This is a genomic window from Lelliottia wanjuensis (genome assembly GCF_030238365.1).
In the GTDB taxonomy this organism is placed as follows: Bacteria; Pseudomonadota; Gammaproteobacteria; order Enterobacterales; family Enterobacteriaceae; genus Enterobacter; species Enterobacter wanjuensis.
The window spans coordinates 1-14,916 of record NZ_JASSOT010000065.1; the positions used below are offsets into that span (position 1 = coordinate 1).

14 protein-coding genes are annotated in these 14,916 nt (G+C 58.7%); 10 read left to right on the forward strand and 4 right to left on the reverse strand.

Annotation, left to right across the window (positions count from 1 at the left end; all coding sequences use genetic code 11):
* Positions 1-312: 312 nt before the first annotated feature.
* The 3 genes from modA to modC are packed head-to-tail and all read left to right on the forward strand — an operon-like array spanning position 313 to position 2,836.
* The gene (modA, locus tag QQF33_RS17965) at positions 313-1,086 is read left to right on the forward strand and encodes a molybdate ABC transporter substrate-binding protein (RefSeq protein ID WP_285158361.1); all 774 of its coding nucleotides are present in this window, start codon (positions 313-315) and stop codon (positions 1,084-1,086) included.
* Positions 1,086-1,775 carry a molybdate ABC transporter permease subunit gene (gene modB / locus QQF33_RS17970; protein WP_282492231.1) on the forward strand — a complete coding sequence of 230 codons (690 nt, stop codon included), beginning with the start codon at positions 1,086-1,088 and terminating at the stop codon, positions 1,773-1,775. Before modA ends, modB begins: the two co-directional genes overlap by 1 nt.
* Positions 1,776-1,777: 2 nt before the next feature.
* Positions 1,778-2,836: a molybdenum ABC transporter ATP-binding protein ModC gene (gene modC, locus QQF33_RS17975; protein WP_282492232.1), complete on the forward strand. Its 1,059-nt coding sequence runs from the start codon at positions 1,778-1,780 to the stop codon at positions 2,834-2,836.
* Here the strand turns inward: modC and QQF33_RS17980 are convergent, their stop codons facing one another.
* Entirely contained in the window at positions 2,837-3,655 is an 819-nt protein-coding gene (locus tag QQF33_RS17980; RefSeq protein ID WP_285158362.1) for a pyridoxal phosphatase, read from the reverse strand. It abuts the gene before it with no gap.
* 128 nt (positions 3,656-3,783) lie between these two features.
* Here QQF33_RS17980 and pgl point away from each other — a divergent pair, with 128 nt between their 5' ends.
* Positions 3,784-4,779 carry a 6-phosphogluconolactonase gene (pgl, locus tag QQF33_RS17985; protein WP_285158363.1) on the forward strand — a complete coding sequence of 332 codons (996 nt, stop codon included), beginning with the start codon at positions 3,784-3,786 and terminating at the stop codon, positions 4,777-4,779.
* 267 nt (positions 4,780-5,046) lie between these two features.
* Complete coding sequence (gene tisB / locus QQF33_RS17990; protein WP_282492235.1) at positions 5,047-5,136, forward strand: type I toxin-antitoxin system toxin TisB; 90 nt, start codon at positions 5,047-5,049, stop codon at positions 5,134-5,136.
* A gap of 52 nt (positions 5,137-5,188) precedes the next feature.
* Here the strand turns inward: tisB and QQF33_RS17995 are convergent, their stop codons facing one another.
* Positions 5,189-6,472, reverse strand: coding sequence for a putative acyl-CoA thioester hydrolase (locus tag QQF33_RS17995; protein WP_285146573.1), 1,284 nt, complete (start codon positions 6,470-6,472; stop codon positions 5,189-5,191).
* Positions 6,473-6,696: 224 nt separating this feature from the next.
* Between QQF33_RS17995 and hutI the strand changes: the two genes are divergently transcribed.
* The 5 genes from hutI to hutH all read left to right on the forward strand — a co-directional run bounded on the left by hutI (position 6,697) and on the right by hutH (position 12,940).
* Positions 6,697-7,920 carry an imidazolonepropionase gene (gene hutI, locus QQF33_RS18000; protein ID WP_285158364.1) on the forward strand — a complete coding sequence of 408 codons (1,224 nt, stop codon included), beginning with the start codon at positions 6,697-6,699 and terminating at the stop codon, positions 7,918-7,920.
* Positions 7,917-8,855 (forward strand): formimidoylglutamase, encoded by a 939-nt coding sequence (hutG, locus tag QQF33_RS18005; RefSeq protein ID WP_285158365.1) that lies wholly within the window; start codon positions 7,917-7,919, stop codon positions 8,853-8,855. Before hutI ends, hutG begins: the two co-directional genes overlap by 4 nt.
* Before the next feature lie 17 nt (positions 8,856-8,872).
* Entirely contained in the window at positions 8,873-9,607 is a 735-nt protein-coding gene (locus tag QQF33_RS18010; protein ID WP_285158366.1) for a histidine utilization repressor, read from the forward strand.
* Positions 9,608-9,734: 127 nt separating this feature from the next.
* Entirely contained in the window at positions 9,735-11,420 is a 1,686-nt protein-coding gene (hutU, locus tag QQF33_RS18015; protein ID WP_285158367.1) for a urocanate hydratase, read from the forward strand.
* Positions 11,420-12,940 (forward strand): histidine ammonia-lyase, encoded by a 1,521-nt coding sequence (gene hutH, locus QQF33_RS18020; RefSeq protein WP_285146569.1) that lies wholly within the window; start codon positions 11,420-11,422, stop codon positions 12,938-12,940. The genes hutU and hutH overlap by 1 nt, the downstream gene beginning before the upstream one ends.
* An 84-nt stretch (positions 12,941-13,024) precedes the next feature.
* Here the strand turns inward: hutH and QQF33_RS18025 are convergent, their stop codons facing one another.
* Complete coding sequence (locus QQF33_RS18025) at positions 13,025-13,501, reverse strand: kinase inhibitor (RefSeq protein WP_282492244.1); 477 nt, start codon at positions 13,499-13,501, stop codon at positions 13,025-13,027.
* 69 nt (positions 13,502-13,570) lie between these two features.
* Positions 13,571-14,860 carry an adenosylmethionine--8-amino-7-oxononanoate transaminase gene (gene bioA, locus QQF33_RS18030; RefSeq protein WP_390888484.1) on the reverse strand — a complete coding sequence of 430 codons (1,290 nt, stop codon included), beginning with the start codon at positions 14,858-14,860 and terminating at the stop codon, positions 13,571-13,573.
* Positions 14,861-14,916: the final 56 nt, after the last annotated feature.

Genomic DNA, 14,916 nt, shown 5'->3' on the forward strand with positions numbered 1-14,916 from the left:
CAACCCCAAAACGTTCAGCGGTACGATGTGTTCCATCTTTTCCGGCAAGGTAGTGATTGACGACAGCTAATCTGGTTTCGAGGGAATATTTTGGCTTTGCCATAAAAAACTGCACCTTAATCAGTTGGGTGTCCAACTTTTGGGGTGCAGTCCATAGCCCGGGCGTTTTGCTCTCAAGTTTCTGCTTCTCCCGCCGATAGTATTCTCAGAATCAGCTTTGTTTACCCCTTAAACGGTACGATTTAACGCTAGGTTATCCTTACAGTTATCGTTATATTTATAAATATATAACGACACTCACAGGAGCTACAAATGGCACGCACATGGTTACGCCTTTTCGCAGGGGCAACACTGACACTCTCCGTCGCCGGACATGCACTGGCTGACGAAGGTAAAATCACGGTCTTTGCGGCGGCGTCGCTGACCAACGCGATGCAGGACATTGCGGCGCAGTACAAAAAAGAGAAAAACGTCGATGTTGTCTCTTCCTTCGCCTCGTCTTCAACCCTGGCTCGCCAGATTGAAGCCGGTGCGCCTGCGGATCTGTTTATTTCTGCCGATCAGAAATGGATGGATTATGCGGTAGAGAAAAAATCGATCGACACGGCCACCCGTGAAACCCTGCTGGGTAACAGCCTGGTGGTGGTCGCGCCAAAAGCCAGCGCGCAGGGCGAGTTCACCATCAACAAAGAGACCAACTGGACCAGCCTGCTGAAAGACGGCCGTCTGGCGGTTGGTGATCCGGATCACGTTCCGGCGGGTATCTACGCGAAAGAAGCGCTGCAAAAACTGGGTGCGTGGGATACATTGTCACCGAAACTGGCTCCGGCTGAAGACGTGCGCGGCGCTCTGGCGCTGGTGGAGCGCAACGAAGCCCCGCTGGGCATTGTGTACGGTTCCGATGCGGTTGCCGGTAAAGGTGTGAAAGTGGTCGGGACCTTCCCGGAAGACTCGCACAAGAAAGTGGAATACCCGATCGCCATTGTTGATGGACATAAAAATGCGACGGTCAGCGCCTTTTACGACTATCTGAAAGGACCTGAAGCGTCAGCCATCTTTAAACGTTACGGATTTACGACTCACTAATGATATTGACCGATCCCGAATGGCAGGCCGTGCTGCTGAGCCTGAAAGTCTCTTCCCTGGCAGTTGCCTTTAGTTTGCCCTTTGGGATCTTCTTTGCCTGGCTGCTGGTTCGCTGCCAGTTTCCGGGCAAAGCCCTGCTCGACAGTATTCTTCATCTTCCTCTCGTGTTGCCGCCGGTAGTGGTCGGTTACTTATTGCTGATTGCGATGGGGCGACGCGGTTTTATCGGCCAGTATTTGTATGACTGGTTCGGCCTGACGTTTGCCTTTAGCTGGCGCGGCGCGGTACTGGCGGCGGCGGTGATGTCCTTCCCGCTGATGGTGCGGGCCATTCGTCTGGCGCTGGAAGGCGTCGACATTAAGCTCGAGCAGGCGGCGCGCACCCTGGGTGCCGGGCGCTGGCGGGTGTTTTTCACCATCACGCTGCCTCTTACGCTGCCGGGCATTATCGTCGGCACGGTGCTGGCATTTGCCCGTTCCCTTGGCGAATTCGGCGCCACCATTACCTTCGTCTCCAACATTCCCGGCGAAACTCGCACCATTCCGTCGGCGATGTATACCCTGATTCAGACGCCGGGCGGGGAAGGGGCTGCCGCGCGGCTGTGCATTATCTCCATCGTGCTGGCGCTGGTGTCGCTGCTGATTTCTGAATGGCTGGCGCGTCTGAGCCGCGAGCGGATGGGGAAATAATCATGCTGGAACTCAACTTTAGCCAGACGCTGGGCAACCACTGCCTGACGCTCAACGAAACGCTGCCTGCATCCGGGATCACCGCCGTCTTTGGCGTGTCGGGCGCGGGGAAAACCTCGCTCATCAATGCCATCAGCGGGCTGACGCGTCCGCAGACGGGCCGGATTGTGCTCAACGACCGCGTGCTGCATGACGTTGAAAAGAAGATTTACCTGGCGCCTGAAAAACGCCGCGTCGGCTATGTTTTCCAGGATGCGCGGCTGTTCCCGCACTACAAAGTGCGCGGCAATCTGCGCTACGGCATGGCGAAAAGCATGGCCGGGCAGTTTGATAATCTGGTCAATCTACTCGGCATTGAGCCATTGCTGGAGCGCCTTCCGTCGTCACTCTCGGGCGGTGAAAAACAGCGTGTCGCGATTGGCCGCGCGCTGTTAACCGCGCCGGAATTGCTGCTGCTGGATGAACCCCTGGCCTCGCTGGATCTGCCGCGTAAACGCGAGCTGTTGCCTTATCTGCAGCGTCTGGCGCGCGAAATCAACATTCCGATGCTCTACGTCAGCCATTCGCTGGATGAGATCCTGCATCTGGCGGACAACGTGCTGGTGCTGGAAAACGGCAGCGTCAAAGCGTTTGGGCCGCTGGAAGAGGTGTGGGGCAGCAGCGTCATGCATCCGTGGCTGCCGAAAGAGCAGCAGAGCAGCATTCTGAAGGTCAGCGTGCTGGAGCATCATCCGCACTACGCCATGACCGCGCTGGCGCTGGGCGATCAGCATCTGTGGGTCAATAAGATCGATAAGCCGCTGCAATCCGCGCTGCGCATCCGCATTCAGGCGTCTGACGTTTCTCTGGTGCTCCAGCCACCGCTGCAAACCAGTATCCGCAACATTCTGCGCGCGAAAGTGGCGCAATGTCTGGACGATAACGGGCAGGTGGAAGTGCAGCTGGAAGTGGGCAGCAGAAAGCTGTGGGCGCGCATCAGCCCGTGGGCCAGGGATGAGCTGGGCATCAAACCTGGCCTGTGGCTTTACGCGCAGATCAAGAGCGTCTCGATCACCACCTGATCACAGCAGGTGGGTATAAATGTACTGCGCGATGCTGTCGGTGGTGTTGTCACCAATCACCACGTTGGCGCGCGCTTTCACCGCATCGTCGGCATTGCCCATCGCCACGCCGGTTCCGGCGGCTTCGAGCATGCTGATGTCGTTGTAGTTATCCCCGAAGGCGATCACGTCTTTCATCGACCCGCCCTGAGATTCGACAAACTGCGTCAGGCGCTTGCCTTTGCTGTTGCCTTTGCGCGCGATATCCACCTGATCGTGCCATGACCATTCACACTCAAGGCCCAACGTCTGTTCAACGTGTTTCGCGAACGCGTTCAGTTTGCCGGTATCTTCGTCGGTCAGGGCAAATTTCCAGATGGCCTTCACATCAGTTGCAGCCTGACGCAGAGAGGCAACCTGGGTAAAGACCGGACGCTGCGCTTCGGGCAGAGAGAGCGCCCAGTTGCTGGTGCGGGTCACGTGGCCGGTTGGGCGCTCATACATCATCGCATCATCCACATACATCAGGCCGTGAATGGCGTGTTCATCGAGCAGATCGATCAATTGCAGCGCCTGAGTCGAGGGCAGCGGATCGGACTCCAGAACCTTTTTTGCATGATAATCATACAAATAAGTGCCATTACAACAAATTGCAGGTGTATCTAACGCCAGTGCCTGATAAAAAGGATGAATGGCAACGTGATGTCGACCGGTAACGATCAAGAGTTGATATCCCGCTTCCTGAGCACGCTTGAGTGCTTCGAGGGAGGAGGGGAGCAGGGTTTTTTGCGGGGTTAACAGCGTACCGTCTAAATCCAGAGCAATCACACGCGAGGTCATTTGTTCTTCCGGGTTAATATTGAATTTAAGGTCTTAGGGGATGGTACACCGAGAGACGTGCCCCACAAAATACCAGGCTAAAATTCAGCATTCACCGTTAAATTTACGCGCAGTGGAGAGGAGTAGTCATGAAACAAACCGTTTATACCGCCAGTCCTGAGAGCCAGCAGATCCACGTCTGGCGTTTGAATGCGGAAGGCTCGCTCACGCTGGTGCAGGTGGTTGATGTGCCGGGACAGGTGCAACCGATGGTGGTCAGCCCGGATAAACGTTTTCTGTATGTCGGCGTGCGCCCTGAGTTTCGCGTGCTGGCCTACCGCATTGCGCCGGACGATGGCGCATTGACCTATACCGCCGAAGCGCCGCTGCCGGGCAGCCCGACGCACATCTCTACGGATCGCAAAGGCCAGTTCATCTTCAGCGGCTCTTACAATTCCGGCTGCGTGAGCGTTACGCCTCTGGTCGATGGTCTTCCGCAGGGGACCGTGGATGTCGTCGAAGGGCTGGAAGGCTGCCACTCGGCGAATATCTCCCCGGACAACCGCACCCTGTGGGTTCCGGCGCTGAAACAGGATCGTATCTGCCTGTTCACCCTGAGCGACGACGGTCATCTGGCCGCGCAGACTCCGGCAGAGATTACCACCGTGGAAGGCGCAGGTCCGCGTCACATGGTGTTCCACCCGAATCAGCAGTACGCCTACGTGGTGAACGAGCTAAACAGCTCTGTCGACGTGTGGGAACTGAAGGATCCGAAAGGCCAGATTGAACGCGTTCAGACGCTGGACATGATGCCGTCTGACTTCACCGACACCCGCTGGGCGGCGGATATTCATATCACCCCAGACGGTCGCCATCTCTACGCCTGCGATCGTACTTCCAGCCTGATCACCATTTTCAGCGTCTCGGAAGATGGCAGCGTGCTGGCCATCGAAGGCTTCCAGCCGACCGAAACCCAGCCGCGCGGCTTTAATATCGACAACAGCGGCAAATTCCTGGTGGCGGCGGGGCAGAAATCCCACCACATCGCGCTGTATGAAATCAAAGGCGAGCAGGGGCTGCTGGAAGAGAAAGGACGCTATGCCGTCGGCCAGGGGCCAATGTGGGTGGTGTTTAACGCGCACTAAGTGGCGTAAAAGCAAAAAAACCTCGCGGATGCGAGGTTTTTTTATGCCCGGTGGTAGCCGGAAAGCACGTCAATTATTACCAACACGACGATATTAATCCTTGCTGCCCGGTATGTAAAATCGATTGATTAATAACTCAGGACATTGTGCCGGCCTCAGAAATCTATCTGTCTGATTTTAAGCGCTGGAAAGGCAAAACCTTTATAAATTCCTAATTAACCTTAACTGGGTTTATATACAGTTTTTAGCGGGTATACTTCGTGGCGTATGAGCGGTGTGGAATGGACGATCCTGTTCCTGCAACTCATGGTTGCGATTATGCAACTGCTGGATGCGTATCTTAAACTAAGAGCCTGACGCATTCAGTCGCAGCAAAAAGGGGGATAATTATCCCCCTTTTGCTTATCTCTTACTGCTTCGGCTCAGCAACCACTTTGCTACCCAGACCGCGGTTGTTGTATTCCCACATGCGGTTGAAGTTTGCGTCGTTCAGATTGCGCTGCACGTTCCCTTTATCATCCATCGCACCGGTGTTGCCAGAGTACGGACGTTTGGAGATCGCCGCGTCGGCCCATGGTTTAGCCATGTTGAAGCCTTCATTGATCACGCTGTCGCGGATCACGACCTGCCCGTTGGTGGCAGAGTCGATATCCAGCGAACGGCCCAGCTGTGCCACGCCGTCACCGGAAGCGGTAAAGCGGCTGTTCACGGCCAGGAAGCCGTAGAACATGTTGGACAGGGTTGCCGGCGCAAACACGTAACCTTCCTGCTGCGTGCGGGAGTTCACCACGCGGAACTCGGTGTTATCAAACACCACCGCGCCACGACCGGAGACGATATCCACATCACCTTCGATATAGCTGTTGGTGACCTGCGTACGGGTCAGACGGTTATTCTGCAGGGCATTCTGCACGCCGCTGTTGGTCACGAAGAAGGTGTTCTGGCGACCGAGAATGTTCACGTTGTTGATCTGCACTTTATCGCCGTCAGTACGCAGGGCAACCGCCTGATGGTTACCCGCATCCACGCTGTCACCCAGGGTGTTCTGGATGGTCAGGTTCTGCAGCTGCAGGCCGTTGTTCTGCGACCAGAATACTGCCGAGCACATCATGCCGACCGTTGCGGTCTGCTTGCTCTGGCAGTTGTCGAACATGTACCACGCCGGTTTGCCTGGCATATATTTCCCGGCCGGGTTCACCAGATGACGCCAGGTATTACGGTCGATTTCAGAGTCGATCGCCAGACCAATTTTCACGTCGATCGCTTTTTCACCGGTACCGTAAAGGGTGATGCTGCCCGGTGCGGCAGGAACGTAGACCGTCCCTTCATACTCGCCTGGTAGGATCGCGATGTACTGGCGCGATGCGCTGTGTTTAGTGATAGCGGCGTCAACGGCCGCCTGAATGCTGGTGTGCGTCACGCCCTGGGTGCCTGCCGGGCCAACCACGAAGTTAGGCTGCGCAGGGATGCTAATAGAAGACGGTGTCCACGGAGCGGCGTTCGGGTCCATGGCAGAGTAATAATGTGCCGCGGTGAAGTTCTTCGCTTCACCCGCAGACAAAATTGGGCGAGAGCCGGTGCCTGGCGCAGCCTGCTCGGATGGCAGCTGGTCAGGTGGAGTTGAGCTGCACGCGGACAATGTCACGCCAAAGGCGAGTGCCAACGCCAGACGAGAAATCCTGGAAATGTTCAAGGGAAAGCTCCTTGCTTCACGAGTCTTAACGGGATGATCGAAATAGCCTGCTTTTTTATACTAAGTTGAGCGAAACGGGAAGATGAAAAGCTAAAAAGTTGCATATTTCACCCGCGCCCGGCGGGGAAGTCGTCACAAATAAATAACAATTTCCGTAAAGCGGGTTGACACAGGCAAACGAATGAAAATAAATGTCTATACAACCCATGACAAGCGGAACTCCTATGCAGCAGCTTTATCCCGACGATGTCCTTTGGCGTAACGCACGGCTGGCGACCATGAACCCTGAGGAGCCAGCACCTTACGGGCTGCGCGAAAAGGTGGCGCTGATTGTGCGCGGCGAGACGATTGTAGCGATCGTCCCTGAATCGGAGCTCCCGGCGACGCATGCGCATCAGGTCGATCTCGAGGGACGTCTGGTCACGCCGGGCCTGATTGATTGCCACACCCATCTGGTGTTTGGCGGCGACCGCGCGGCGGAGTGGGAGCAGCGTCTGAACGGCGTCTCCTATCAAACCATTAGCGCCCAGGGCGGCGGGATCAATTCCACTGTTTCCGCCACGCGTGAAAGCGAGTCGCAAACGCTGCTGAAACGAGCGGAACAGCGCCTGCATCGCCTGATGCAGGAAGGCGTGACGACGCTGGAGATTAAATCGGGTTACGGACTCAACGCGCAGAGCGAAGAGAAAATGCTGCGCGTCGCGCAAACGCTCGCGCACAACCATCCGGTGGAGATCAGCCCGACGCTGCTCGCCGCCCACGCCGTGCCGAAAGAGTATCGTCAGGATCCGGATGCGTACATCACACTGGTCTGCGAACAGATAATGCCGACTCTCTGGCGCAAAGGGCTGTTTGAAGCCGTGGACGTGTTCTGCGAAAACGTCGGCTTTACGCCGTCACAAACCGAGCGGGTGTTTCAGGCCGCCGCTGCGCTCGGCATTCCCGTTAAAGGCCACGTCGAGCAGCTGTCCAATCTGGGCGGTGCGGCGTTGGTGAGTCGATACCACGGCTGGTCTGCCGATCATATTGAGTATCTCGATGATGCGGGCGTGAGTACGATGGCACACAGCGGCACGGTGGCGGTATTGCTGCCCGGCGCGTACTACTTCTTACAGGAACGTCAGTGCCCGCCGGTTGAACAGCTGCGAAAGCAGGGCGTGCCGATGGCTGTCGCCACGGATTACAACCCTGGCACCAGCCCGTTTGCCAGCCTGCATCTGGCGATGAACATGGCCTGCGTGCAGTTTGGTCTCACGCCGGAGGAGGCGTGGGCGGGCGTGACGCGTCACGCCGCACAGGCGCTGGGGCGCGGGGCTACTCACGGTCAGTTAAAGGAAGGTTTCGTCGCCGATTTCATTGTCTGGGACGCCGAACGCCCGGTGGAGATGGTGTATGAGCCGGGGCGTAATCCGCTGTATCAGCGCGTATTTAGAGGGAAAGTCTCATGAAACTCTGGCGGCCCACTTCGCCTGACATCTGGCAAGGGCGTGACGACAGCGCTGAGGCCCGCAACGCGCTGCGCCTCTACCAGACCCTTGCTCAGACCGGGCATTTTGCCCCCAAACAGTCAGGCATTGCGCTGATAGGATTCGAATGCGATGCCGGTGTGAAACGCAACCACGGCAGGACCGGCGCGGCACAAGCCCCGGATGTGCTGCGCAAAGCGCTGGCCAATATGGCAAGCCACAGCGGGCACGACAATATTACCGATATGGGCACCATCACCGTTGAAGGCGACCAGCTGGAAGCTGCCCAGCGCGCGCTAAGTGACGCGGTGCAAGCCTGCCAGCAGTCGGGCATGCGCACCCTGGTCTTCGGCGGCGGGCACGAAACGGCCTGGGCGCACGGTCGCGGGGTGCTGGATGCCTTTGCGCAAGAGCGGGTGTTAATCATCAATCTCGACGCGCACCTCGATCTGCGCAAGGCAGAGCACGCCTCGTCGGGCACGCCGTTCCGCCAGTTGGCGTTCTACTGCGAAGAGCAAAACCGTGAATTTCAGTACGCCTGTTTTGGCGTCAGCCGGGCGGCGAACACCCAGGCGCTGTGGGATGAGGCGGCCCGTCTGCACGTCACCCTGGTGGAAGATCTCGATTTTCGCCGCGAGGCGTTACCCGCGCTGGAAAAGGTGCTGGCGCAAGCCGATCGGGTCTACCTGACTATCGATCTGGACGTCCTGCCTGCGGGAGAAATGCCGGCCGTTTCCGCCCCGGCGGCGCTCGGCGTTCCGGCCCTGGATCTGCTGCCGGTCATCGGTGAAATCTGCCGCAGCGGAAAACTCCAGGCGGTCGATTTAGTCGAATTTAACCCAACCTACGATCGCGACGGACAGGGCGCACGGCTTGCCGCGCGTCTGGCCTGGCAAATTGCTCACTGGTGGGCATAAAAATCTAAGGAGTTACGATGTTTTCACGCTCACCGAATCCGCCCTCCGGCGCACCCGCACCTTTCTATGAAAAGGTGAAACTGGCTATCAGCGAGAAGATCGCCACCGGCGTCTGGCAGCCGCATGACCGTATTCCCTCCGAGGCCGAGCTGGTGGCGCAGTTTGGCTTTAGCCGCATGACCATCAACCGCGCCCTGCGCGAACTCACGGACGAGGGTCTGCTGGTGCGTTTGCAGGGCGTCGGGACCTTTGTTGCCGAGCCGAAAGGGCAGTCGGCGCTGTTTGAAATTCGCAGCATCGCCGACGAGATCGCCGCGCGCAATCATCAGCACCACTGCGAAGTGCTGGTGCTGGAAGAGACCCAGGCCAGCGCCGAGCAGGCGGTCGAGCTGAACGTCAAAGAGGGGGCGCGGATTTTTCACTCGGTGATGGTGCATTTTGAGAACGACATTCCGGTGCAAATTGAGGATCGCTGCGTCAACGCCGACCGGGTGCCCGATTATCTGCAGCAGGATTACACCCAGACCACGCCCCACGCCTGGCTGTCGCAGGTCGCGCCGCTGACGGAGGGGGAGCATATCGTCGAAGCGGTGCGCGCCACGCCGCAGGAGTGCGAACTGCTGCGCATTAAAGAGCACGATCCGTGCCTGCTGATCCGCCGCCGCACCTGGTCTTCCGGGCAGATTGTCTCGCACGCCAGACTGTTATTCCCTGGCAGCCGATACCGCCTGCAAGGCCACTTCATGTCATAAGTTTTGAAAGCGTGATAGCTAACACAATATAACAAAATTGTATCTTTATTGTTAAATCCGACCTTGTGCGGGGTTGTCTATACAAGTATATCTGTTTGTATATTCCATCCCGTATGAGGACCACATAATGTCGTCAGGTAAATACCGTCAGCAGGATGTCCGCGCCCCGCGCGGCACCACGCTCACCGCCAAAAGCTGGCTCACCGAAGCGCCGCTGCGCATGTTGATGAACAACCTCGATCCCGAAGTTGCCGAGAACCCGCACGAGCTTGTGGTGTATGGCGGCATCGGTCGCGCAGCGCGTAACTGGGAATGCTACGACGCCATTGTGGAAGCGCTCACTAATCTCGAAATCGACGAAACCCTGCTGGTGCAATCCGGTAAACCGGTCGGAGTGTTTAAAACCCATAAGAATGCGCCGCGCGTGCTGATCGCCAACTCGAACCTCGTCCCGCACTGGGCAAACTGGGAGCACTTCAACGAACTGGACGCCAAAGGGCTGGCGATGTACGGCCAGATGACCGCGGGCAGTTGGATCTATATCGGCAGCCAGGGCATCGTGCAGGGCACCTATGAAACCTTCGTCGAAGCCGGGCGTCAGCATTACAACGGCTCCCTGAAAGGGCGCTGGGTTCTGACCGCCGGGCTGGGCGGGATGGGCGGCGCGCAGCCGCTGGCGGCCACGCTCGCAGGCGCTTGCTCACTCAACATCGAATGCCAACAAAGCCGCATCGATTTCCGCCTGCGCACCCGCTATGTCGATGAACAGGCCGACAATCTGGACGACGCTCTGGCGCGCATTCAGAAGTACACCTCCGAAGGTAAAACCGTGTCGATCGCCCTGTGCGGCAACGCGGCGGATATCGTCCCGGAACTGGTGGCGCGCGGCGTTCGCCCGGATATGGTTACTGACCAGACCAGCGCCCACGATCCGCTCCACGGCTATCTGCCGAAAGGCTGGACGTGGGAAGAGTACCAGCAAAAATCCCAGAGCGACCCGGAAGGGACGGTGCTGGCCGCCAAACGCTCGATGGCGGAGCATGTGTCGGCGATGCTGGCCTTCAGCAAGATGGGCGTGCCGACCTTCGACTACGGGAACAACATTCGCCAGATGGCGAAAGAGATGGGCGTGGAAAACGCCTTCGACTTCCCCGGTTTTGTCCCGGCCTATATCCGCCCGCTGTTCTGTCGCGGTATCGGCCCGTTCCGTTGGGTGGCGCTCTCCGGCGACCCGGAAGATATCTACAAAACCGACGCTAAGGTGAAAGAGATCGTCGCCGACGACGCGCATCTGCACCACTGGCTCGACATGGCCCGCGAACGCATTAATTTCCAGGGGCTGCCGGCGCGTATCTGCTGGGTGGGCCTCGAGTGGCGACAAAAACTCGGCCTGGCGTTCAACGAAATGGTGCGCAGCGGTGAAGTCTCTGCGCCGATTGTCATTGGCCGCGACCACTTAGATTCCGGCTCGGTTGCCAGCCCGAACCGTGAAACCGAAGCTATGCAGGACGGCTCCGACGCGGTCTCCGACTGGCCGTTACTCAACGCCTTACTGAATACCGCCAGCGGCGCGACCTGGGTGTCACTGCACCACGGCGGCGGCGTTGGGATGGGCTTCTCGCAGCATGCGGGGATGGTGATTGTCTGCGACGGCACCGACGAAGCCGCCGCGCGCATTGCCCGCGTACTGCACAACGACCCGGCGACAGGCGTGATGCGCCATGCCGATGCGGGGTATGACATCGCGATTGACTGTGCGAAAGAGCAGGGACTGAACCTGCCGATGGTCGCCGCCACACAAGGAAAACACTGATGAATTCACTGACTATCACCCCCGGCGCGCTGACTTTTGCTCACCTGCGCAGCGCCTGGCGTCAGCCGGTGACGCTAAAACTGGATGAAAACGCCCACCAGGCGATCAATGACAGCGTCGCCTGCGTCGAGGCCATTGTCGCCGAAGACCGCACGGCCTACGGGATCAACACCGGTTTCGGCCTGCTGGCCCAGACCCGCATCGCCACTCACGATCTGGAAAACTTGCAGCGCTCGCTGGTGCTGTCGCACGCGGCGGGCGTGGGCGAACCGTTGGATGACGAGATCGTGCGTCTGATGATGGTGCTGAAAATTAACAGCCTGGCGCGCGGTTTTTCCGGCATCCGCCTGAGCGTGATTCAGGCGCTGATCGCCCTGGTCAATGCGCAGGTCTATCCGTGGATCCCGGCCAAAGGCTCCGTTGGCGCATCGGGCGATCTGGCGCCGCTGGCGCATATGTCGCTTCTGCTGCTGGGCGAAGGCAAAGCGCGCTGGCAGGGGCAATGGCTGCCTGCCAAAGAGGCGCTGCAAAAGGCCGGATTAGAGCCGATTACGCTCGCGGCGAAAGAGGGGCTGGCCCTGCTGAACGGCACTCAGGCGTCCACGGCGTTTGCCCTGCGCGGTCTGTTCGAAGCCGAAGATCTGTTTGCCTCGGCGGTGGTGTGCGGTGCGCTGACCACTGAAGCGGTGCTCGGCTCGCGTCGTCCGTTTGATGCGCGTATTCACGAGGTTCGCGGTCAGCGCGGGCAAATTGACGCGGCGGCGATGTACCGCCACGTGCTTACCGACACTAGCGCGATTGCCGACTCGCATCACAACTGCGAGAAGGTGCAGGACCCGTATTCCCTGCGCTGTCAGCCGCAGGTGATGGGCGCGTGTCTGACGCAAATCCGTCAGGCCGCCGAAGTGCTGCTGGTGGAAGCGAACGCGGTTTCCGATAATCCGCTGGTCTTCGCCGAGCAGAACGAAGTGGTCTCCGGCGGGAATTTCCACGCGGAGCCGGTGGCGATGGCCGCCGATAATCTGGCGCTGGCGATTGCCGAAATCGGCGCACTTTCCGAGCGTCGTATTGCCCTGATGATGGATAAACACATGTCGCAGCTGCCGCCGTTCCTGGTGCGCAACGGCGGAGTCAACTCCGGGTTTATGATTGCCCAGGTGACCGCCGCCGCGCTGGCGAGCGAGAACAAAGCCCTGTCGCATCCGCACAGCGTGGATAGCCTGCCGACGTCTGCCAATCAGGAAGACCATGTGTCGATGGCGCCTGCCGCCGGGCGTCGTCTTTGGGAGATGGCGTACAACACGCGCGGCGTGATTGCGGTCGAGTGGCTGGCGGCAGTGCAGGGGATCGATCTGCGCGAAGGCCTTAAATCCAGTCCGCTGCTGGAGCAGGCGCGGCAAAACTTGCGTGAACACGTGACGCACTATGACGACGACCGTTTCTTTGCACCGGATATTGATAAGGCGATGGAACTGCTGAGTAAGGGGAGTCTGGTCGGATTATTGCCTGCGATATTGTAAAAAACGCCCGGTGGCGCTGCGCTTACCGGGCCTACAAAAGCACGACGGTAGGCCGGGTAAGGCAAAGCCGCCACCCGGCTTTTTTCACGAATACATCGCCGTAATCGACGCACTGCCCAGCGTATGGAAATGCACGTTAAAGCCCACCATCGCGCCGCTCGCGCCTTCATCCACGTCAATCTTCTCAACGTCCAGCGCGTGCACGGTGAAAATATAGCGGTGGGTTTCGCCTTTTGGCGGTGCTGCGCCGCCGTATCCCGCTTTGCCGAAATCGGTGCGGGTTTGAATAGCCGCGTCTGGCAGCGCCACCAGATCGGAGCCGGAGCCCTGCGGCAGCACGCGCGTGTCGGCCGGGAGGTTAGCGACGATCCAGTGCCACCAGCCGGAACCGGTCGGTGCGTCCGGGTCATAGCAGGTCACGACAAAACTCTTGGTTCCCGGCGGAACCTCGTCCCAGGCCAGGTGCGGCGAAATATTATCGCCCTGATAGCCCATACCGTTAAACACGTGACGCTCGGGCAATTTCTCGCCGTCGCGCAGATCCTGACTGAAAATCTTCATACGATTTCTCCTCGGTAGCGGTGCAAAAAGTGTAAACCATCCACAGCATACCGAGGCTAAGGTGTTGGGTTAAATCGCAAAATGTGCGGGAATGTTAACGGCCTCGATCACCGCGCGGGTCAGTTTCTGCAACTGCTGTTGGGTAATGATGTACGGCGGCATCAGGTAGATCAGTTTGCCGAACGGGCGCACCCACACGCCGCGCTCTACAAAGAAACGCTGCAATGCCGCCATGTTGACCGGGTGTGTCGTTTCGACGACGCCAATCGCCCCCAGCACACGCACATCGGCAACAAATTCAGAATTTGCCGCGCTCGCCAGTTCGCGGGTGAGCTGTGATTCGATCGCCGCCACCTGCGCCTGCCATTCGCCGCTCTCCAGAATCGCCAGACTTTCGCTGGCGACCGCGCAGGCCAGCGGATTCCCCATAAAGGTCGGGCCGTGCATAAAGCAACCCGCTTCCCCGTCGCTGATGGTGTCGGCCACGTGACGCGTGGTCAGCGTGGCAGAAAGCGTCATGGTGCCGCCCGTCAGGGCTTTGCCGAGACACAAAATATCCGGCGCGATGCCCGCGTGTTCACAGGCAAACAGCTTACCGGTGCGACCAAACCCGGTCGCGATTTCGTCGGCGATCAGCAGGATACCTTCGCGGTCACACATCTTACGAATGCGTTTTAGCCACTCCGGGTGGTACATGCGCATCCCGCCCGCGCCCTGAACCACCGGCTCCAGAATCACGGCGGCGATCTCGTGGCGATGGGCTGCCATCAGTCGGGCAAAGCCGACCATGTCCATCTCGTTCCACTCGCCGTCAAAACGACTTTGCGGGGCCGGAGCAAACAGGTTTTCCGGCAGATAGCCCTGCCACAGACTGTGCATCGAGTTGTCCGGATCGCAGACCGACATCGCCCCGAAGGTGTCGCCGTGGTAGCCGTTGCGGAAGGTCAGGAAACGCTGGCGCGGATCGCCTTTCGCCTGCCAGTACTGCAGCGCCATTTTCATCGCCACTTCCACCGCCACCGAACCCGAATCGGCGAGGAAAACGCATTCCAGCGATGCCGGAGTCATGGAGACCAGACGACGACACAGGTCAATCGCCGGCTGATGGGTGATCCCGCCAAACATCACGTGGGACATCTGGTCAATTTGCGTTTTCATCGCCGCATTCAGGCGCGGATGGTTGTACCCGTGGATGGTCGCCCACCAGGAGGACATCCCGTCGACCAGCGTTTCGCCGGTCGCCAGATGCAGTTCGCACCCGCGCGCCGAGGCGACCGGATAGACGGGTAACGGCTGAGTCATGGAGGTGTAGGGGTGCCAGATATGCTGCTTGTCGAAGGCGAGATCGTCCGGGGTCATAATCGACTTGTAAACCATTTTGAAAAGTTTTAGGTTTACAAGTATAAACCGAACCC

Bases quoted from the DNA above. Each gene is read 5' to 3' on its own strand.
- hutG (WP_285158365.1), top strand. From the start codon at position 7,917: ATGAAACTCTGGCGGCCCACTTCGCCTGACATCTGGCAAGGGCGTGAC.
- hutI (WP_285158364.1), top strand. From the start codon at position 6,697: ATGCAGCAGCTTTATCCCGACGATGTCCTTTGGCGTAACGCACGGCTG.
- hutU (WP_285158367.1), top strand. From the start codon at position 9,735: ATGTCGTCAGGTAAATACCGTCAGCAGGATGTCCGCGCCCCGCGCGGC.
- modB (WP_282492231.1), top strand. From the start codon at position 1,086: ATGATATTGACCGATCCCGAATGGCAGGCCGTGCTGCTGAGCCTGAAA.
- hutH (WP_285146569.1), top strand. From the start codon at position 11,420: ATGAATTCACTGACTATCACCCCCGGCGCGCTGACTTTTGCTCACCTG.
- pgl (WP_285158363.1), top strand. From the start codon at position 3,784: ATGAAACAAACCGTTTATACCGCCAGTCCTGAGAGCCAGCAGATCCAC.
- bioA (WP_390888484.1), bottom strand. From the start codon at position 14,860: ATGACCCCGGACGATCTCGCCTTCGACAAGCAGCATATCTGGCACCCC.
- modA (WP_285158361.1), top strand. From the start codon at position 313: ATGGCACGCACATGGTTACGCCTTTTCGCAGGGGCAACACTGACACTC.
- modC (WP_282492232.1), top strand. From the start codon at position 1,778: ATGCTGGAACTCAACTTTAGCCAGACGCTGGGCAACCACTGCCTGACG.
- QQF33_RS18010 (WP_285158366.1), top strand. From the start codon at position 8,873: ATGTTTTCACGCTCACCGAATCCGCCCTCCGGCGCACCCGCACCTTTC.
- QQF33_RS18025 (WP_282492244.1), bottom strand. From the start codon at position 13,501: ATGAAGATTTTCAGTCAGGATCTGCGCGACGGCGAGAAATTGCCCGAG.
- QQF33_RS17980 (WP_285158362.1), bottom strand. From the start codon at position 3,655: ATGACCTCGCGTGTGATTGCTCTGGATTTAGACGGTACGCTGTTAACC.
- tisB (WP_282492235.1), top strand. From the start codon at position 5,047: ATGAGCGGTGTGGAATGGACGATCCTGTTCCTGCAACTCATGGTTGCG.